The 19765-nt window shown below is 36.5% G+C and carries 20 protein-coding genes; 19 read left to right on the top strand and 1 reads right to left on the bottom strand.

All coding sequences use genetic code 11. The features are described from left to right. Positions 1 to 406: 406 nt before the first annotated feature. The 19 genes from GYM74_RS12240 to ispC all read left to right on the top strand — a co-directional run bounded on the left by GYM74_RS12240 (position 407) and on the right by ispC (position 19206). A complete protein-coding gene (locus GYM74_RS12240; RefSeq protein ID WP_220218472.1) occupies positions 407 to 3064 on the top strand; it encodes a type VI secretion system Vgr family protein in 2658 nt (885 codons plus the stop codon). 10 nt (positions 3065 to 3074) lie between these two features. Further along, positions 3075 to 4079: a hypothetical protein gene (locus GYM74_RS12235; protein ID WP_220218471.1), complete on the top strand. Its 1005-nt coding sequence runs from the start codon at positions 3075 to 3077 to the stop codon at positions 4077 to 4079. Beyond that, a complete protein-coding gene (locus GYM74_RS12230) occupies positions 4079 to 5230 on the top strand; it encodes a hypothetical protein (protein ID WP_220218470.1) in 1152 nt (383 codons plus the stop codon). The genes GYM74_RS12235 and GYM74_RS12230 overlap by 1 nt, the downstream gene beginning before the upstream one ends. A gap of 91 nt (positions 5231 to 5321) precedes the next feature. Beyond that, positions 5322 to 6482 (top strand): hypothetical protein, encoded by a 1161-nt coding sequence (locus GYM74_RS12225; RefSeq protein ID WP_220218469.1) that lies wholly within the window; start codon positions 5322 to 5324, stop codon positions 6480 to 6482. A 90-nt stretch (positions 6483 to 6572) separates the two neighbouring features. Further along, positions 6573 to 7733, top strand: coding sequence for a hypothetical protein (locus GYM74_RS12220; protein WP_220218468.1), 1161 nt, complete (start codon positions 6573 to 6575; stop codon positions 7731 to 7733). Between the two features lie 90 nt (positions 7734 to 7823). Then, positions 7824 to 8981, top strand: coding sequence for a hypothetical protein (locus GYM74_RS12215; protein ID WP_220218467.1), 1158 nt, complete (start codon positions 7824 to 7826; stop codon positions 8979 to 8981). A gap of 90 nt (positions 8982 to 9071) precedes the next feature. Then, on the top strand, positions 9072 to 10229 hold the full coding sequence (locus tag GYM74_RS12210) for a hypothetical protein (protein WP_220218466.1): 1158 nt from the start codon (positions 9072 to 9074) through the stop codon (positions 10227 to 10229). 62 nt (positions 10230 to 10291) lie between these two features. Further along, on the top strand, positions 10292 to 10474 hold the full coding sequence (locus GYM74_RS12205) for an Imm52 family immunity protein (protein ID WP_220218465.1): 183 nt from the start codon (positions 10292 to 10294) through the stop codon (positions 10472 to 10474). A gap of 9 nt (positions 10475 to 10483) precedes the next feature. Then, a complete protein-coding gene (locus GYM74_RS12200) occupies positions 10484 to 10663 on the top strand; it encodes a hypothetical protein (protein ID WP_220218464.1) in 180 nt (59 codons plus the stop codon). Next, positions 10623 to 11204, top strand: coding sequence for an Imm52 family immunity protein (locus tag GYM74_RS12195; RefSeq protein WP_220218463.1), 582 nt, complete (start codon positions 10623 to 10625; stop codon positions 11202 to 11204). The genes GYM74_RS12200 and GYM74_RS12195 overlap by 41 nt, the downstream gene beginning before the upstream one ends. A 45-nt stretch (positions 11205 to 11249) precedes the next feature. After that, positions 11250 to 11642, top strand: coding sequence for a hypothetical protein (locus tag GYM74_RS12190; RefSeq protein ID WP_220218462.1), 393 nt, complete (start codon positions 11250 to 11252; stop codon positions 11640 to 11642). A 269-nt stretch (positions 11643 to 11911) separates the two neighbouring features. Next, a complete protein-coding gene (locus tag GYM74_RS12185) occupies positions 11912 to 12316 on the top strand; it encodes a hypothetical protein (RefSeq protein ID WP_220218461.1) in 405 nt (134 codons plus the stop codon). Between the two features lie 504 nt (positions 12317 to 12820). Beyond that, positions 12821 to 13558: a 30S ribosomal protein S2 gene (rpsB, locus tag GYM74_RS12180; RefSeq protein WP_220218460.1), complete on the top strand. Its 738-nt coding sequence runs from the start codon at positions 12821 to 12823 to the stop codon at positions 13556 to 13558. Positions 13559 to 13646: 88 nt separating this feature from the next. Continuing rightward, the gene (gene tsf / locus GYM74_RS12175) at positions 13647 to 14507 is read left to right on the top strand and encodes a translation elongation factor Ts (protein ID WP_220218459.1); all 861 of its coding nucleotides are present in this window, start codon (positions 13647 to 13649) and stop codon (positions 14505 to 14507) included. Positions 14508 to 14625: 118 nt separating this feature from the next. After that, positions 14626 to 15360 (top strand): UMP kinase, encoded by a 735-nt coding sequence (pyrH, locus tag GYM74_RS12170; RefSeq protein ID WP_220218458.1) that lies wholly within the window; start codon positions 14626 to 14628, stop codon positions 15358 to 15360. Between the two features lie 29 nt (positions 15361 to 15389). Beyond that, positions 15390 to 15947: a ribosome recycling factor gene (frr, locus tag GYM74_RS12165; RefSeq protein ID WP_220218457.1), complete on the top strand. Its 558-nt coding sequence runs from the start codon at positions 15390 to 15392 to the stop codon at positions 15945 to 15947. Positions 15948 to 16537: 590 nt separating this feature from the next. After that, complete coding sequence (gene deoC, locus GYM74_RS12160) at positions 16538 to 17203, top strand: deoxyribose-phosphate aldolase (RefSeq protein WP_065562697.1); 666 nt, start codon at positions 16538 to 16540, stop codon at positions 17201 to 17203. 54 nt (positions 17204 to 17257) lie between these two features. After that, complete coding sequence (gene deoR, locus GYM74_RS12155) at positions 17258 to 18019, top strand: DNA-binding transcriptional repressor DeoR (protein ID WP_220218456.1); 762 nt, start codon at positions 17258 to 17260, stop codon at positions 18017 to 18019. 2 nt (positions 18020 to 18021) lie between these two features. Next, positions 18022 to 19206, top strand: coding sequence for a 1-deoxy-D-xylulose-5-phosphate reductoisomerase (gene ispC, locus GYM74_RS12150; protein WP_220218455.1), 1185 nt, complete (start codon positions 18022 to 18024; stop codon positions 19204 to 19206). Between the two features lie 6 nt (positions 19207 to 19212). On the opposite strand, the gene GYM74_RS12145 is transcribed toward ispC, so the two are convergent. Next, complete coding sequence (locus GYM74_RS12145) at positions 19213 to 19764, bottom strand: sugar O-acetyltransferase (RefSeq protein WP_220218454.1); 552 nt, start codon at positions 19762 to 19764, stop codon at positions 19213 to 19215. Position 19765: the final 1 nt, after the last annotated feature.

Here is a 19765-nt window from a genome sequence, read left to right as displayed (position 1 = left end):
GTTTCAAAAAACTTGCAAAAAATCATAATATCATGTAATTTTTATATTATGTTATTTAATCTATACCGATAACTAATATCGTTAATTTAAAAACGTGATTAAATTAGGATAGCGATCAAGGAAGTTAAAGCGCAGTTGGGCGATCGTAGTTTTCGACAAATGGACATGTAGAAAACCTATTTATAATCGAATTTTGATACGACTAAAACATTACACGTCTTCCTTTAAACACACTGTAATATCTATTCACAACCGATAACGTTTTTCGGTTTGTTATTATCAAACTATCACTTGTCAATTTCTGATAACCGTCAGGAAAATGAATAGATTTAAATAATTAAATGCATAATGACTTATTAATATTATAAAAATATATGGATTATAAAATAATAAAAAGGAACACATCATGGCAAAGGACCCAGCCAACCAGATTCCAAACGACCCCGTCAAACAGGTACAGCAATTTGGTAAACAGTTACTCCATGGACTCCATGAACTGACCGGCTTAGCTGTCAGTCATAATCGTTATACCTTAACGGTTGACGGGTTAAATGCACCTGTTTCAGTATTAAAGGTTAATGGTGAAGAGCAGTTAAACCAGCCGTGGCAATACACAATAGAATTTACCTGTACTGATAAACAACTATCGATTGAAACCCTGCTGAATCAAAAAGCTTCGTTCTGCTTTAACCCGTTTAGCGGCAATTTGCTTAATACAGCGATACGCTCCTTAACGGACTTACCGACAACAGGACAAGCCCGCACCCTTTATGGGGTAATTACTGCATTTAGTCTGCTGTCGGTCAGCCGGGATGAAGCGCATTATCGGGTGGTGTTATCGCCAAGATTAGCCCGACTATCACTGAGCCGCAACAGCGCTATCTTTCAAAACCAAAGTGTCATTAGTGTGGTTGAAACGGTGTTACGCAGCCATGAATTTACCGGCATTGATTACCGTTTGGAATTAAAAGCGGCCTATCCGGAAAGAGAATTTATCACCCAATGGCAGGAGAGTGATTTAGCCTTTATTCAGCGACTGTTAGCCGATATCGGTGTCTGGTTTCGTTTTGAAACGCATGCCGAGCATCATTGTGATGTCATTGTTATCAGTGATGATGAACAAGGTTATCATCAGGCGGCCGATATCGATTACAAACAGCCGAGCGGTATGACCGATGACGGCGTTGAAAGCGTATGGGATATCCGGTTAGACAGTCAGGTAGTCGAGTCCTCAGTCAAGGTGCAGGATTATAACTACCGGGATGCCAAAGCCAGTTTACTCAGTGATGTCAACAGTCAACCGAAAGAGGCCACCACCTACGGAACGGATTACCGCTATGCTGAGCACTATAAAGGCTTAAATACAAATGGCGTAAAAACCGCGCAGGGTGATGATGAAAGCCAGTCAAGTGACAATGATGACAGCGCTGATGAAAAAGATAATAGCCGCCATATTGAAAGCGGACAGTGGTATGCACGTATTCGTCATGAACACGCAATCAGTGAAAAAATCATCATCAGCGGAAAAAGCAACCACTACAATCTGGCACCGGGGCAACGGATTCACATAACAGGCAGCCCGCTGGCTGATATCGATGACGGCGTGATTATTTTAAGTGTGGAAGGACAAGGTAACCGCACCGATGCTTATGAGCTACGCTTTACGGCGATACCGTATCAAGCCTTTAAACCTTACCGGCCAAAACCGATAGCCTGGCCGACAGTCGGCGGAACATTACCGGCACGGGTCACCAGTCCGGATAATGACACTTACGGTTATATCGATACGCAAGGTCGCTATCGGGTCAAATTCAACTTTGACTTAAAAAACTGGAAAAACGGTGAAGAGAGCCTGTGGGTCAGATTAGCCAAACCGTATGCCGGCAACACCTATGGCTTTCACTTTCCGTTAATTGACGGCACAGAAGTAGCGATAGCCTTTACCGACAGCAACCCCGACAGACCGTATATTGCCCATGCCATGCACGACAGTGCCCACCCTGACCATGTCACCACGATAAACAAACACCGTAATGTGATACGTACTCCGGCCAATAACAAATTGCGCATGGATGACAAACGGGGGCAGGAGCATATCAAACTGGCAACCGAATACGGTAAAACGCAACTTAATCTGGGTCACTTAGTTGACCAAAACAAAACACCACGGGGTGAAGGGTTTGAACTTCGCACGGATGACTGGGGTGCCATTGCGGCCGAAAAAGGCTTATACCTGACCAGCCAAACCGAGCCAAAAGCGCAAGGCAAACAACTGGATATGCAAGGCGCGATTACCCAGCTGGAAAATGCCTTATCGATAGCCAAATCACTCCAGCAAGCCGCTCAACAATCGGAAGCCCACGATGCCGACACCGACAGTCAGGACCAGCTCAAGGCCAACTTAACTGAACTGGCGCAAAGTGGCATCTTAGCTTATGCGCAAGAAGGCATCGCATTAACCAGTCCGGAGAACATCCAGCTATCAACCGGTAACAGCGTGAGTATCACGGCGGAAAACCAAACCGACATCACGGCATTAAAAAACATCACGGTATCATCGGGAGAAGCGATAGGGCTATTTGCCCACAAATCGGGGATGAAGGTTTTTGCTAATCAAGGGGATATCAACCTGCAAGCCCAAAATGCCAACCTGAATATGGCCGCAAAACAAGATATCAACATTGACAGTGTTGACGGCAAACTGACCATTACTGCCAGCAAAGAGCTAACCCTAATCTGTGGCGGCTCGTATATCAAAATCAGCAGTAAAGGCATAGAGCTGGGCACACCAGATAACGTTAAGCTTAAATGTAATGTGATGCAGAAGATGGGGCCGAAAAATATGGCCCGTAATCAATTAGCATTACCGTATATTATTGGTGATTATGCGGTTAAATTTATCTGTAAAGATGAGACCGGAAAAATCTATGCCAATGAACGTTATATTGCTACGTTACCCGATGGTAGGAAGATACAAGGGCAAACCGATAAAAATGGATATACCCAATCATTTCATTCTATAAATGAAAATGAAACAATTACACTGGAATTAATTAGTAGGTAAGTTAATCAATATGCCAAATGAGAACACTCAAAAATGTAAAGTTTTTACAGCCCAAACAAGTAAGCTTGAAAATGGAGAGGTTGCTGTTGAAGAAATTATATTAGAAAACGTACCGATACCTCTATTTGTGCTATTTGCTTATGGAGGAGGGGGTGCTGAGGAATTTTTAAGAGCTGCCGAATTTAAAAAACAACGATTAGAGTTTAAATACCCGGATGCGGAAGTGAGAATCATAAAAGGTTTTGAGCATCCACCACAATTTAAAGCTGAATGGACAAAACTATATAATGAATTAACTAACTCAGAAACAGCTTGTAAATACGCTTTGTGGCAAGTTCATTATTTTGGGCATGGTAATGAGGAGCATTTGATTTTTAGGAATGAGGCAACAATTTGTTTTGACAAAAATGATAATATGGAGCGTTTACCCTGGCACCCAAATGAGGGCATTTTTGTCTTACACTCTTGTCGGGGTGCCGCTTATGAAGATACGCTAAATAATGAAAAAATAAAGAATCAAATTTGTTTAGCGAAAGCCATATCAGAGGAACAAAAAACTCGTTGTTTAGGACAAGTGACTTATGCTAGTTTTACTCGAATTGAGTTGCCTTCTTATTGTGGTAGTGATGTTTATTATGATGTACATGACGATGGTGTCATTACAGAAACGTCAAAAAAAGAAGTTTATGATTCAATTAATGAACAAATAAAATATAAATCTAATCCTGTTAAAAATTGGATTGATGATTTTAAACATAAACCGTCGGTGTTATGGGGTTATGCTTCTCTAGGATTGTGGGTTGGAGGTAGAATTGTAAAATTAAAAGACGACTATGAAAATTATGTCAAAGAAAATAAGTTAGATTTACCAAGGTCATATCCAATTTATGAAGAAATACAAAAAATTGGAAATAAAAATCAAATTCTACCATGTCGAGTATTTAATAAGGGGAAGTTAGAAGATCGTATTGTCGAAGTGGATGTCTTTAATCAAAATGATTTGGAGTATAATTAATGAGTAGTTTAAATCAAATAGCAAAAATGGTATCGAAAAAGTTAATATCCATTGAAATTATTTTTTGTTTTGCTATTGGTCTAGCTTATTTTTATGCCGATAATTTACATCGTGAACTTATTCACCAGCAAAATTTATCTATGGACTTTAAAATTTACCCTTCAACCATTCCTGAAAATCAATTATTACGCATAGATGAGGCTAAAAAGCTTTATCATTCAGCATTTGATGATGGCGTATATTACGGAGTAATTTATCCAGAAAAGTTAATAAAATTTCTAAAGCATGCCTGGCAATGGGATAAAAATGCCATGCCATATTACTATAAACTTCTTGGTTGGAAAGACTTTTATGATGAAAGGGGAAAAGAGGACGGTATTATGATGTCCTTTGATGAGTTTATGCGCAAATATCGGGATCAGATAGTTGATAGTGCAGGTAATCCATTAGTAGAGCCAATAGTGTTTAAAAATGTTGAAATGAGAGGTTATTTATGGGATAAGTTTGCTGATTTAAAATATCCTTATTTTGCTTATCGTAAGTCTTATAGTTATGCGCCTCGTTGGTTTGATGAACAAGGAATGATGCCACCAAGTACCGATGAGCAATTAGAAAAAAGTATTGAGTATTTAAACTATGCGATTGAAGGTGGCTATCATTGTTACGAAGCTTTGACTGCTCGAATATTATTTCAAGAAGGGGAGCACTATAAAGATCAGAAATATGAACAGCTGAATAAATTAACCGAATACCGTAAAGTATTAAAATCAGACGATTTAAAACAGGCAATAGATTATGCACAGCTAATGGCAGAGCATAGCTCAATTATAGGCATATTGCGCATGACTGAAGCCTATTTCTATGGATTAGGACGGGAGCAAGATTTGATTAAAGCCTATGCCTGGTCGCTGTTAAGTGATTATGCAAAACAAAAAATTATCGAGATAGACAATAATTTAGCGTGGCATGCTTATCAACTACCACCGGTTTGGGAATATAACAAAGAAATCCAAAATCGTTTAGAACAAATGCTTACCCCAACCGAAAAACAAGCGGCATTAGATTATTTGGAAACACTGAAAACCAAAATTGTAACTTGGGATTACAATGAATGGCGAGATCAGATAGATGATTTTCACCCTAAACCGTAATTTATTTGACTATATTGCAGTCAGTAAAATTTGAGGTTGAATAATAGTGATTAATCTGGATAGAGTGAGTTTTTAGTGCAGGGAATAGCGTGTGAAGAATAGCAAATTGAAACGTTCAACGTTCAAAATAGTCATGTTAGCCATGAGTGTGATAATGGTTATTAGCCTTTATCAATTCTATTTTAATCAATCATCCGATAGCCAAGTCAATTTTGGTTTTGTTGAATCCGAAAACTTACCTATGGACTTTACAATTTACCCTTCAACCATTCCTGAAAATCAATTATTACGTATAGATGAGGCTAAAAAGCTGTATGAATCTGCATTTGATGATGGCGTATATTACGGAGTAATTTATCCAGAAAAGTTAATAAAATTTCTAAAGCATGCCTGGCAATGGGATAAAAATGCCATGCCATATTACTATAAACTTCTTGGTTGGAAAGACTTTTATGATGAAAGAGGAAAAGAGGACGGTATTATGATGTCCTTTGATGAGTTTATGCGCAAATATCGGGATCAGATAGTTGATAGTGCAGGTAATCCATTAGTAGAGCCAATAGTGTTTAAAAATGTTGAAATGAGAGGTTATTTATGGGATAAGTTTGCTGATTTAAAATATCCTTATTTTGCTTATCGTAAGTCTTATAGTTATGCGCCTCGTTGGTTTGATGAACAAGGAATGATGCCACCAAGTACCGATGAGCAATTAGAAAAAAGTATTGAGTATTTAAACTATGCGATTGAAGGTGGCTATCATTGTTACGAAGCTTTGACTGCTCGAATATTATTTCAAGAAGGGGAACACTATAAAGATCAGAAATATGAACAGCTGAATAAATTAACCGAATACCGCAGTACATTAAAAGTAGAAGATTTAAAACAGGCAATAGATTATGCACAGCTAATGGCAGAGCATAGCTCAATTATAGGCATATTGCGCATGACTGAAGCGTATTTCTATGGATTAGGGCGGGAGCAAGATCCGGTTAAAGCCTATGCCTGGTCGCTGTTAAGTGATTATGCAAAACAAAAAATTATCGAGATAGGTAACAATTTCGCGTGGGATGCAGAGCAACTCCCACCGGTTTGGGAATATAACAAAGAAATCCAAAATCGTTTGGAACAAATGCTTACCTTAACCGAAAAACAAGCGGCATTAGACTATTTGGAAACACTGAAAACCAAAGTGGTCACTTGGAATTATAATAAATGGCGCAAACAAATAGATGATTTTCACCCTAAACCGTAATTTATTTGACTATATTGCAGTGAGTAAAATTTGAGGTTGAATAATAGAGATTAATCTGGATAGAGTGAGTTTTAGTGCAGGGAATAGCGTGTGAAGAATAGCAAATTGAAACGTTCAACGTTCAAAATAGTCATGTTAGCCATGAGTGTGATAATGGTTATTAGCCTTTATCAATTCTATTTTAATCAATCATCCGATAGCCAAGTCAATTTTGGTTTTGTTGAATCCGAAAACTTACCTATGGACTTTACAATTTACCCTTCAACCATTCCTGAAAATCAATTATTACGCATAGACGAAGCTAAAAAGCTGTATGAATCAGCATTTGATGATGGCGTATATTACGGAGTAACTCATCCAGAAAAGTTAATAAAATTTCTAAAGCATGCCTGGCAATGGGATAAAAATGCCATGCCATATTACTATAAACTTCTTGTTTGGAAAGACCTTTATGATGAAAGAGGAAAAGAGGACGGTATTATGATGTCCTTTGATGAGTTTATGCGCAAATATCGGGATCAGCTAGTGGATAGTGCGGGTAACCCATTAGTAGAGCCAGTAGTGTTTAAAAATTTTGATATGAGCAATTATTTATGGGATAAGTTTGCTGATTTAAAATATCCCTATTTTGCCTATGAAAAAGGTTGGGGAATGGGGTTTTGTTGGTATGATGAACAAGGCATGACGCGCCCCTGTTCAGATGAGCAATTAGAAAAAAGTATTGAGTATTTAAACTATGCGATTGAAGGTGGTTATCATTGCTACGAGGATTTGATAGCCAGAATGTTATTTCAACAAGGTGACCATTATAAGGATGAGAAATATAAACAAATAATTAAATTAACCGAATACCGTAGTACATTAAAAGTAGAAGATTTAAAACAGGCAATAGATTATGCGCAGCTAATGGCAGAGCATAGCTCAATTATAGGCATATTGCGCATGACTGAAGCGTATTTCTATGGATTAGGTCGAGAGCAAGATTTTGTTAAAGCCTATGCCTGGTCGCTGTTAAGTGATTATGCAAAACAAAAAATTATCGAGATAGACAATAATTTAGCGTGGGATGCAGAGCAACTACCACCGGTTTGGGAATATAACAAAGAAATCCAAAATCGTTTGGAGCAAATGCTTACCTTAACCGAAAAACAAGCGGCTTTAGACTATTTGGAAACGCTGAAAACCAAAATTGTAACTTGGGATTACAATGAATGGCGAGATCAGATAGATGATTTTCACCCTAAACCGTAATTTATTTGACTATATTGCAGTGAGTAAAATTTGAGGTTGAATAATAGAGATTAATCTGGATAGAGTGAGTTTTAGTGCAGGGAATAGCGTGTGAAGAATAGCAAATTGAAACGTTCAACGTTCAAAATAGTCATGTTAGCCATGAGCGTGATAATGGTTATTAGCCTTTATCAATTCTATTTTAATCAATCATCCGATAGACAAGTCAATTTTGGTTTTGTTGAATCCGAAAACTTACCTATGGACTTTACAATTTACCCTTCAACCATTCCTGAAAATCAATTATTACGCATAGATGAGGCTAAAAAGCTTTATCATTCAGCATTTGACGATCAAGTATTTTATGCGGTAGTTAGTCCGGACAATTTAGTCAAGTTTTTAAAACATGCCTGGCAATGGGATAAAAATGCCATGCCGTATTATTACTCTCTCCTTAATTGGCATAAATTCTTTGATGAAGATTACAAAGAAGAAGGGATGATCTCATTTATAGAATTTATGGATAAGTATCGGGATCAGTTAGTGGATAGTGCAGGTAAACCGTTAGTTGAACCAGCGGTGTTTAAAAGTTCTCAAATAAAATGGTATTTAATGGATCGGTTTGCCGATTTAAAATATCCCTATTTTGCCTTTAAAAAAGGTTGGCAAATGGGTTTTTGTGGGTATGATGAACAAGGTATGGCACGCCCCTGTCCAGATGAGCGATTAGAAAAAAGTATTGAGTATTTTAATTACGCCATTGAAGGTGGCTATCATTGCTACGAAAATTTGATAGGCAGTATGTTATTTCAACAAGCAGCTCACTATAAAGATCAAAAATATGAACAGCTGAATAAATTAACCGAATACCGTAACGTATTAAAATCAGACGATTTAAAACAGGCAATAGATTATGCGCAGCTAATGGCAGAGCATAGCTCAATTATAGGCATATTGCGCATGACTGAAGCGTATTTCTATGGATTAGGTCGAGAGCAAGATTTTGTTAAAGCCTATGCCTGGTCGCTGTTAAGTGATTATGCAAAACAAAAAATTATCGAGATAGACAATAATTTAGCGTGGGATGCAGAGCAACTACCACCGGTTTGGGAATATAACAAAGAAATCCAAAATCGTTTGGAGCAAATGCTTACCTTAACCGAAAAACAAGCGGCTTTAGACTATTTGGAAACGCTGAAAACCAAAATTGTAACTTGGGATTACAATGAATGGCGAGATCAGATAGATGATTTTCACCCTAAACCGTAATTTATTTGACTATATTGCAGTGAGTAAAATTTGAGGTTGAATAATAGAGATTAATCTGGATAGAGTGAGTTTTAGTGCAGGGAATAGCGTGTGAAGAATAGCAAATTGAAACGTTCAACGTTCAAAATAGTCATGTTAGCCATGAGCGTGATAATGGTTATTAGCCTTTATCAATTCTATTTTAATCAATCATCCGATAGACAAGTCAATTTTGGTTTTGTTGAATCCGAAAACTTACCTATGGACTTTACAATTTACCCTTCAACCATTCCTGAAAATCAATTATTACGCATAGATGAGGCTAAAAAGCTTTATCATTCAGCATTTGACGATCAAGTATTTTATGCGGTAGTTAGTCCGGACAATTTAGTCAAGTTTTTAAAACATGCCTGGCAATGGGATAAAAATGCCATGCCGTATTATTACTCTCTCCTTAATTGGCATAAATTCTTTGATGAAGATTACAAAGAAGAAGGGATGATCTCATTTATAGAATTTATGGATAAGTATCGGGATCAGTTAGTGGATAGTGCAGGTAAACCGTTAGTTGAACCAGCGGTGTTTAAAAGTTCTCAAATAAAATGGTATTTAATGGATCGGTTTGCCGATTTAAAATATCCCTATTTTGCCTTTAAAAAAGGTTGGCAAATGGGTTTTTGTGGGTATGATGAACAAGGTATGGCACGCCCCTGTCCAGATGAGCGATTAGAAAAAAGTATTGAGTATTTTAATTACGCCATTGAAGGTGGCTATCATTGCTACGAAAATTTGATAGGCAGTATGTTATTTCAACAAGCAGCTCACTATAAAGATCAAAAATATGAACAGCTGAATAAATTAACCGAATACCGTAACGTATTAAAATCAGACGATTTAAAACAGGCAATAGATTATGCGCAGCTAATGGCAGAGCATAGCTCAATTATCGGCATATTGCGCATGACTGAAGCGTATTTCTATGGATTAGGTCGAGAGCAAGATTTTGTTAAAGCCTATGCCTGGTCGCTGTTGAGTGATTATGCAAAACAAAAAATTATCGAGATAGGCAATAATTTAGCGTGGTATGCTTATCAACTCCCACCGGTTTGGGAATATAACAAAGAAATCCAAAATCGTTTAGAACAAATGCTTACTTTAACCGAAAAACAAGCGGCTTTAGACTATTTGGAAACGCTGAAAACCAAAATTGTAACTTGGGATTACAATGAATGGCGAGATCAGATAGATGATTTTCACCCTAAACCCTAGTTTGATTAAAAATCTTGATAAACCTGCTTCAATCAATGATGAAAGCTAATTATGATTCATTGATGTTTAATTGGACAGAATTTGAAGATATAGCTAAATATAAAGACGATAAACAGCTAGGAACAGTGATTGTATCGCTTGATCATATGCCAAGTATTGAAAACACCGAAGATGTGAAAACAATCAATCGTATTGATTTAAGATTGCGTGATGCTGATTTATTACCAATAAGGAGTTATTTATAGTAAGCCAATATGAAAAAACAATTAACTATTGAGATGTATTTCAAACCTGAAGCCTATTTACCACTCTCTGTGTGTATTGCGCAAATTGAACAGATATTAAAAATCCAGCATTACTATCTTCATAAAAGTGAAAATTGGTACTTATGTGGTGTTTCTAAGAAAAAAGTCATCTATTTACCAGCTATTTGATAAAAATGGCGTAACTAAAGTTGGATTGGAAAAAATAACTCAAAAATATAAGAAAAATAAGAATTCTTTTAGTGGATCTATTTGGGATAAAAATACTGAAGAGGCAGCTCTATGTTATTTTATATATGAGAAACTTTTAGAGAAAAGATTTTTCCTTAAAATTGAATTAGATTTCAAAATAGATATTAGGATTACTAAATCTCAAACAGTCACTGAGTTCATTTTAGCCTTAGTTCAGAAATTTAATAGTGCCTATATTATAGTTAATGGAAATTATTTACCCCGAAAAGCTGTTTTTCCCGACAGACTATCAGCAGGCTGGATGATATATCTACCCAAGGCTCAATTAACGCACGAAATAGTACCCGAATCGTCGGATGTGGTAAGTGTCAAAAACGAGGAAGGACTGGTAACCGGAACGCTAGTGGTAACGTTGCCCCATTTTTTTGATACAGAAAATGCAGATGATATTAAAGCGGTGAATCGGGTTGATATTCGGCTACGTGAGTTGGATCTATTGCCATTGTATACAGACATGTAAACTATTTTATGGAGGATTGGTATTTAAAAAAATACCATAATTACAATGAGAAAATTAATATTTAAGAGATTATGCATCGTTTTTTTAGTCTGTTTTTTATTGATAGGTTGTGTTGTCACCCCTGTCATTATAACACCGAATGAATTACCAAAAGGAATTAGAGGTAAAAATTATTATGCGCCGATTAATGTTGAAGGAGGCTCTGGACCACTTTCTTTTTGGACGAGAATTTATCCCGAAAACTCTGGATTAGAAATAATATTACGTGAAATAGATGGAATGGTTGAACGTAATTATATAGCAGTGACAGGGATCCCAAAAATCACAGGTGATATTGAGGTTATTATTAAAGGGGGAATGACTCCGACTTACTGGAATATCACGCCTGGTGATTTTAAAAAAATTTATATTATTCATGTAGCAGATTCAGAAGAATAATATTTCATCAATGATATTTTTTAAATATTGTTGAATAGGGAAACACTTTAGGTATCATTTTTGTAATGTTAATATTTGTTATCTGTTTCGATAAAATGCTGTTGTCATTTTTTCATCGGCAATAAGGTTGCGATAAAGAAAATAACAAAATAGTTAACATTATTTTGGTAAAGTTATTTTTTTGAGCAGATAGATATGACATTAACATTGAGTAGGTTTTTGAACCATAATTTTGCAGGAATGGTATTTAAAAAGATACCATAATAACAATGAGAAAATTAAAATTTAAAAGATTATGTATCGTTTTTTCAGTCTGTTTTTTATTGATAGGTTGTATCGTCGCCCCGAAAGTAATGATAACGCCTCATGAGCTACCGAAAGCTGTTATAGGTAAAAATTATTATACTACGATTAACATTCGAGGCGGTTCTGGACCAATTTTAGAAAGAGGATTTCTGAGGGAAATTTATCCAAAAAATTCTGGATTAGAAATTATATTTCCTGAAATAAATGGTTATGTTGAATATAATTATTTAGCAGTGAAAGGCATTCCCAAAATAACAGGTGATATTAAAGTTGTTATTAAAGGAAAGATGTCTTCTGCTTTCTGGTATGTGCCAGCTTCTTATTTTGAAGAAAGTTACACTATTCAAGTCTCAGAGGCAGAAGAATAATATTTCATCGATTATGATAGTAAATGTGATTAGCATAACCTATATTAAACCGTTTGATATGCCGGTACGGGTCGAATTGAGCCAATTTAAAATAAAAAAACGATTTAATTAAATCATTTTTTAATAAAAATAGCGTAATAAAAAATGTGGATTATGTATTTTTATGAAATGAAATTGATGGTATCTAAAAATTAAATTTAAGGTATTAATCGATAACTTAATCCCCATTTATTATGACTTTAAATCTTTTTTTTGCCCATAAAAATCACATCGATATAAATAAAACTAGTAATAGTTAGCTAAATATGGTATAAAGCCTGCGCTACTTTCCAGATTATTTTTTAGCAAAATGATTATGGATTATAAGCACAAATTTTAAAATTTAATTAACGTTATAACACACACATATCATTACTCTTTTCCGGGGTGCCTTGTACTTTAAGTAATAAGGTCGGATAAAGCGGATATGTGGAGGCATAACCCCAACGTCAAAATGAGGAAATCATGACTACAGTATCAATGCGCGATATGTTACAAGCGGGTGTACACTTTGGACACCAAACTCGTTATTGGAACCCAAAAATGAAACCATTTATTTTTGGTGCACGCAACAAAGTTCACATCATCAATCTTGAAAAAACAGTTCCTTTATTTAATGAAGCTTTAGCTGAATTAAACAAGATTGCAGCGCGTAAAGGTAAAATTTTATTTGTTGGTACAAAACGTGCAGCTAGCGAAGCGATTAAGCAAGCGGCTGAAAGTTGTGGCCAATACTATGTTAATCACCGCTGGTTAGGTGGTATGTTGACTAACTGGAAAACAGTTCGTCAATCAATCAAACGTCTAAAAGATTTAGAAACACAAGCTAGTGATGGTACATTTGACAAATTAACCAAAAAAGAAGCACTAATGCGTGCTCGTGAAATGGCGAAATTAGAAAATAGCTTGGGTGGAATTAAAAACATGGGTGGCTTACCCGATGTGATTTTTGTAATTGGTGCAGACCATGAACATATCGCAATCAAAGAAGCTAACAATTTAGGTATTCCAGTCATTGCTGTTGTTGATACTAACTCAGATCCAGATGGTATTGATTATATCGTTCCTGGTAATGATGATGCTATTCGTGCAATTCAATTATATGCAAATGCAGTTGCTGAAGCTGTTCGTTCTGGTCGTGAGCAAAACCAATCTCCAGTATCAGAAGAAAGCTTCGTTGAAGAAGCACCAGCAGCTGAGTAATAAACTCAAATATTTTCAGGGTCGATAATAAAATTAATCGACCCATTCTAATGAAAATCATCATAACGGTTAAATAGAGGATTAAAAAATGGCTGAAGTTACCGCTTCTATGGTAAAAGAACTGCGTGAAAGAACAGGCGCAGGCATGATGGAATGTAAAAAAGCATTAGTTGAAGCTAATGGCGATATCGATCTTGCTATCGATAATATGCGTAAATCAGGTCAAGCAAAAGCAGCTAAAAAAGCTGGTCGTGTTGCTGCTGAAGGTGTGATTATTTCTAAAATTTCTGCTGATAAAAAATCAGGTGTTATTCTAGAAATCAACTGTGAAACTGACTTTGTTGCTAAAGATGCAGGTTTTATCGCATTTAGTGAAAAAGTAGCAACTGCGGCATTAAATGATCACATTACTGATCTTGCTGCTTTACAAGCAAAATTTGAAGAAGAGCGTACTGCTTTAGTTGCTAAAATTGGTGAAAATATCGGTATTCGTCGTGTTCAAGAGATCACTGGTGATGTTGTTGGTAGTTACCAACACGGTGCACGTATCGGTGTATTAGTTGCGGCAAACAGTGGCTGTGATGAAGAATTAGTGAAACATATTGCAATGCACATCGCTGCAAGCAAACCAGAATATGTTGATCCAAGTGATGTTCCGGCTGATGTTGTTGAACATGAACGTAATATTCAAATCGATATTGCAATGCAGTCAGGTAAACCACGTGAAATCGCAGAAAAAATGGTTGAAGGCCGTATGCGTAAATTCACTGGTGAAGTATCACTTACTGGTCAACCATTTGTTATGGATCCAAGCAAAACTGTTGGTGATTTACTTGCAGAGAAAAAAGCGACAATTGCTACATTTATCCGCTTTGAAGTGGGTGAAGGCATCGAAAAAGTCGAAGTTGATTTTGCAGCTGAAGTTGCTGCGATGTCGAAACAATCTTAATTGTTTTATCTAAGCCGCCGTAAGGCGGTTTTGTTTATCTACAAAATATTTTAAAATAGTTACCCGCTAGTTATTCTAGCTAATTAGGTAATTAAATAACGAAATAGTGAGACTTCATATGGTAACCCCTTTCTATAAACGTATTCTTCTTAAACTCAGTGGCGAAGCACTACAAGGCGATGAAGGTTTTGGTATTGATCCAACCGTTCTTGACCGCATGGCGCAAGAAATCAAAGAACTTATCGAAATGAATGTTCAAGTTGCTGTTGTTATTGGGGGCGGTAATCTATTTCGTGGTGCAGGCCTTGCTAAAGCGGGTATGAATCGTGTCGTTGGTGATCACATGGGAATGTTAGCAACGGTGATGAATGGACTTGCCATGCGTGATGCGCTGCATCGAATTGAAGTTAATGCACGTTTAATGTCGGCAATACCATTAAATGGTGTGTGTGATGACTACCGTTGGACTGAAGCAATTAGCTTACTTCGCCATGGTAAAGTCGTTATTCTTTCTGCCGGGACAGGTAACCCATTTTTTACAACTGATTCTGCCGCTTGCTTACGTGGTATCGAGATTGAAGCAGATGTTGTTTTAAAAGCAACCAAAGTTGATGGGGTATATTCAGCCGATCCTGTTAAAGATCCTAATGCAACACTATATAAAACATTAAATTATGAAAAAGTGTTAGATGATGAATTAAAAGTCATGGATTTAGCAGCGTTTACTTTAGCTCGTGATCATAACCTGCCTATTTGTGTATTTAATATGAATAAATCAGGAGCATTACGCCGAGTCATCTTAGGTGAACAAGAAGGAACATTAATTAATAATCAGGCTACAGTTAGCTGTTAGTCATCTTTATTTTAAATAAGGTTTTTATTATGTTAAACGAGATTCAAAAAGAAGCGCAAGCGCGCATGGAAAAAAGTATTGAGGCGTTTCAAAATCATATTTCTAAAGTTAGAACCGGGCGTGCTTCACCAAGCTTATTAGACGGAATTATGGTTGAATACTATGGTAGCCCAACACCACTACGTCAATTAGCTAATGTTGTTGCTGAAGATGCAAGAACGCTGGCTATTACGGTGTTTGATAAATCATTAACGCCAATGATTGAAAAAGCAATTTTAACTTCTGATTTAGGGCTTAACCCTGCTTCAGCCGGGACAGTTATTCGAGTACCTTTGCCACCGTTAACTGAAGAACGTCGCCGTGATTTAACTAAAATAGTTCGTAATGAGGCAGAACAAGGTCGTGTGTCAATTCGTAATATTCGTCGTGATGCCAACGATCAAATCAAAGCTTTGTTAAAAGATAAAGAAATCTCAGAAGATGATGAACGTAAATCACAAGATTTAATTCAAAAAGCAACAGATGCAGCTATCAAAAAATTAGATGCAGTGCTTGCAGATAAAGAAAAAGAGTTAATGGAATTTTAATCTCTTGTCTAAAAAGCCTAGTTGATAAAACTAGGCTTTTTGATTTTTTACCTATCAATTATCAATCATTTCATTACCGCTAAAAAATACAAAATATTAGTTTTATCCGTTAGCGAATAGATCAAAAATAAAAAATCACTCAATAAACAGTTATCCTTCTATTTAAGCGATATAAAGTCTAACTGAGTTTATCTATAGTTGATCAATACAAATAATGCGCTTGTGCACAATTAAAAGGTAAAAGATTCTATTTGTATTAGTGCATTATTTGCCACTAAAGTTAATCAAGTTTGTCAAAATCATGGTTTCCAAGTTGATTTAGTGAATCACGTATCATAACTTCAATTAATAGGTAATGTTAAATTGCGCATTGCTTAGCTTTTTCATACCAACCACTTCAATTTGATTTAATTGTTTAAGTTTATTAAATAGTTTAGTAAATAGTTTAGTTTTTAATTATCAAAATTTAAGTATATAATGTTACGGAAATAACATTATAGGGCTATATGTGTTATTTTTATAACATTACTAACATTTACTAAAGACTATTATTTACTAGACATTACTAAACACAATTAAAGGACATCATTATGGATTATGCAAAGTATATTGATCATACTTTACTGGCGATGAATGCCACAGAAGATCAAATACGTAAACTTTGTGAAGAAGCAAAGCAGTATCATTTCTATTCTGTATGTGTTAATTCAGGCTATGTGCCTTTAGTCGCTAGCTTGCTTAAAGGTAGCGATGTAAAGGTTTGTTCAGTCGTTGGCTTTCCTTTAGGTGCTATGCTGACTTCTGCTAAAGCATTTGAGACTGAAATGGCAGTCAAAGCTGGCGCAGAAGAGATCGATATGGTTATCAATGTCGGCTGGCTAAAAAGCAATGATTTAACGGCGGTTAAAGAAGATATTCAAGCAGTATTTAATGCTTGTGGTTCAGTGCCGTTAAAAGTTATTTTAGAAACTTGCTTATTAACTAAAGAAGAAATCGTTACAGTTTGTACAATTTGTAAAGAAATTGGCGTTGCTTTTGTTAAAACTTCAACCGGTTTTAGCTTATCAGGGGCAACAGTTGAAGATGTTAAATTGATGCGCGAAACAGTCGGTGATAAAATGGGTGTTAAAGCATCAGGTGGCATTAGAGATCGTCAAACTGCTGAAAAAATGGTTCAAGCTGGTGCAACACGGTTAGGCGCTAGTGCTGGTATTGCAATTGTATCAGGCGATAAAGCATCATCTAGCGGCTATTAATTCATCCTTTTATAAGCTACTGTATAGTAGCTTATTGCTATTTATGGAATGGCAATGGAAACGCAACCGCAAAAAAGAGTTAATGCACTTATTGAGCAATTAAAAACTACCGATAAAATTCATTTAAAGCAAGCAGCGCAAATGCTTGCTGTTTCTGAAATGACAATTCGTCGAGATCTTAGCAATCAATCATCATGTTTAGCTGTTTTAGGCGGTTATGTTGTTAACCAAGCACGCCATACCATATCGCAATATTTTGTTTCAGATCAAAAAGATAAACATGTAGATGAAAAGCGTTATATTGGCAAACTAGTTAGTCAATTTGTTGATGAGAACGATACTATTTTTTTTGATTGCGGTACAACCATGCAATTTATCATTGATGAAATTAATGATGATATTGCCTTTACTGCAATCTGCTATTCACTCAATGCCTTTCTAGCGTTACAAAACAAACCAAAATGTAAAATCATTTTATGCGGTGGGCAGTATCAGCTTAATAATGCAATTTTTACCAATATTAGTTCCCATAATCCGCTCGATTTTATCTGTCCAAATAAAGCTTTTATTTCGGCAGCAGGAATTGATCTCACTCAAGGTGCAACTTGTTACCATTTTGATGAACTGAATATGAAGCATCAGGCGATGAAAAAATCTAATCAAAATATTTTAATTGCCGATCATACTAAGTTTAATCAAGTTAAACCGGCTTTTATTTGTAACCTTGATCAGTTTAATTTGGTGATGACCGATAGAGCACCGGATTTAGGCTACGTCGCTTACTTTGAAGAAAATAACATTGGTTTAATTTATTAATTATGAAAAATATCGCAATTTTAGGTTCAACAGGATCGATCGGCTGTAGCACGTTAGCCGTCATTCGGCAAAATCCAACTTTATACAAAGCTTATGTGCTAGTAGGTGGCGCTAATGTTGCAAAAATGACAGAGCAGTGTCAGGAGTTTAAACCAAAATATGTTGCTATGGCGAGCAAACAAGCAGCGCAGCAGCTTAAAGCAAATTTAGCTAACCTAAAATTGAATATAGAAGTACTGAGTGGTGAGCAAGCTATGTGTGATTTAGCACAGCTCCCCGAAGTTAACCAAGTTATGGCTGCAATTGTTGGTGCTGCGGGATTAAGGCCGACTCTTGCTGCAATTAAAAAAGGTAAACGCATTTTACTCGCTAATAAAGAGTCATTAGTCACTTGTGGGCATTTATTTATGCAAGCGGTGAAGCAATATGGCGCCGAGCTACTGCCGGTCGATAGTGAACATAATGCGATCTTTCAAAGTTTACCTACCGCAGTGCAACATGATCTTGGATTTGCTAATCTGACTGATCATGGTATCGCCAAAATTGTGTTAACAGGATCTGGCGGGCCTTTTCGGGAGATACCGTTAAATCAATTAACTTCAGTCACGCCTGCGCAAGCGACTTTACATCCTAACTGGTCAATGGGTAAAAAAATTTCTGTTGATTCGGCAACGATGATGAATAAAGGCTTGGAATATATTGAAGCTCGTTGGTTGTTTAATGCTAGTTCTGAGCAAATGGAGATTATTGTACATCCTCAATCGATTATTCACTCAATGGTTCGTTATCTAGATGGCAGTATTATTGCAGAATTAGGCGTGCCAGATATGTGTACGCCAATTGCTTATTCAATGTCTTATCCATTACGTATTTCATCCGGTGTACCTGCTTTAGATTTTACTCAAATCTCATCATTAACCTTCAATCAACCCGATTTTATTCGCTATCCATGCTTAAAATTAGCCATTGAGGCTTGTGGTGAAGGGCAAGCGGCAACAACAGCGCTTAACGCTGCCAATGAAGTGGCGGTTGAAGCATTTTTACAGCATAAAATTGGTTTTATGGATATTGCCAAACAGGTTGCAACCACGTTAGATCAACTTAATTTTCCGGAACCTGCCACTATTGATGATGTGTTCATTATTGATGCATGGGCTAGAGCACAATGTAGCAAACAGATAGTTTAAATGGCATTAAAGCGTTTTATACACTCGGCATGGCGTGCCCATGGCAACGACATTTGAAGGAATATCTCGATCCACAATACTGCCAGCTGCAATAACCGTATTATCGCCGATAGTCACATTGGGTAGTACAATTACGTTACCACCAATCCAAACGTTATTACCGATCGTAATCGGTTTGGCAAACTCAAGCCCACTGTTGCGTATTTGGCTATCAAGTGGGTGACCTGAGGTATAAAAACCGCATTTGGGTGCGACAAGGACATTATCTCCGAATGTAATTTTGGCCGCATCAAGCATGATGCAGTTAAAATTAGCAAAAAAATTCTCTCCAATTTCAATATTGTAGCCATAATCACATTGAAAACCGGGCATAATTGTAAATAGTTTTCCTGTTTTTCCTAACAGGGTTTGAAATAATCGTTGTCGCTGCTCTTCAACCAGTGGTGATAGTTGATTAATTTGAAAGCAGAGATCTTGCGCATAAAGCCGTTCTTTAGCCAGTAAATTGATACAGGGATCGTATAACAAACCGGCGAGCATCTTTTCTTTTTCTGTCATT

It is taken from the genome of Gilliamella sp. ESL0405 (genome assembly GCF_019469205.1).
Classification (GTDB): Bacteria; Pseudomonadota; Gammaproteobacteria; order Enterobacterales; family Orbaceae; genus Gilliamella.
This window is presented reverse-complemented; position numbering and strand designations above follow the sequence as displayed.

Bases quoted from the DNA above. Each gene is read 5' to 3' on its own strand.
- GYM74_RS12240 (WP_220218472.1), top strand. From the start codon at position 407: ATGGCAAAGGACCCAGCCAACCAGATTCCAAACGACCCCGTCAAACAG.
- GYM74_RS12235 (WP_220218471.1), top strand. From the start codon at position 3,075: ATGCCAAATGAGAACACTCAAAAATGTAAAGTTTTTACAGCCCAAACA.
- GYM74_RS12230 (WP_220218470.1), top strand. From the start codon at position 4,079: ATGAGTAGTTTAAATCAAATAGCAAAAATGGTATCGAAAAAGTTAATA.
- GYM74_RS12205 (WP_220218465.1), top strand. From the start codon at position 10,292: ATGTTTAATTGGACAGAATTTGAAGATATAGCTAAATATAAAGACGAT.
- GYM74_RS12200 (WP_220218464.1), top strand. From the start codon at position 10,484: ATGAAAAAACAATTAACTATTGAGATGTATTTCAAACCTGAAGCCTAT.
- GYM74_RS12190 (WP_220218462.1), top strand. From the start codon at position 11,250: ATGAGAAAATTAATATTTAAGAGATTATGCATCGTTTTTTTAGTCTGT.
- GYM74_RS12185 (WP_220218461.1), top strand. From the start codon at position 11,912: ATGAGAAAATTAAAATTTAAAAGATTATGTATCGTTTTTTCAGTCTGT.
- rpsB (WP_220218460.1), top strand. From the start codon at position 12,821: ATGACTACAGTATCAATGCGCGATATGTTACAAGCGGGTGTACACTTT.
- tsf (WP_220218459.1), top strand. From the start codon at position 13,647: ATGGCTGAAGTTACCGCTTCTATGGTAAAAGAACTGCGTGAAAGAACA.
- pyrH (WP_220218458.1), top strand. From the start codon at position 14,626: ATGGTAACCCCTTTCTATAAACGTATTCTTCTTAAACTCAGTGGCGAA.
- frr (WP_220218457.1), top strand. From the start codon at position 15,390: ATGTTAAACGAGATTCAAAAAGAAGCGCAAGCGCGCATGGAAAAAAGT.
- deoC (WP_065562697.1), top strand. From the start codon at position 16,538: ATGGATTATGCAAAGTATATTGATCATACTTTACTGGCGATGAATGCC.
- deoR (WP_220218456.1), top strand. From the start codon at position 17,258: ATGGAAACGCAACCGCAAAAAAGAGTTAATGCACTTATTGAGCAATTA.
- ispC (WP_220218455.1), top strand. From the start codon at position 18,022: ATGAAAAATATCGCAATTTTAGGTTCAACAGGATCGATCGGCTGTAGC.
- GYM74_RS12145 (WP_220218454.1), bottom strand. From the start codon at position 19,764: ATGACAGAAAAAGAAAAGATGCTCGCCGGTTTGTTATACGATCCCTGT.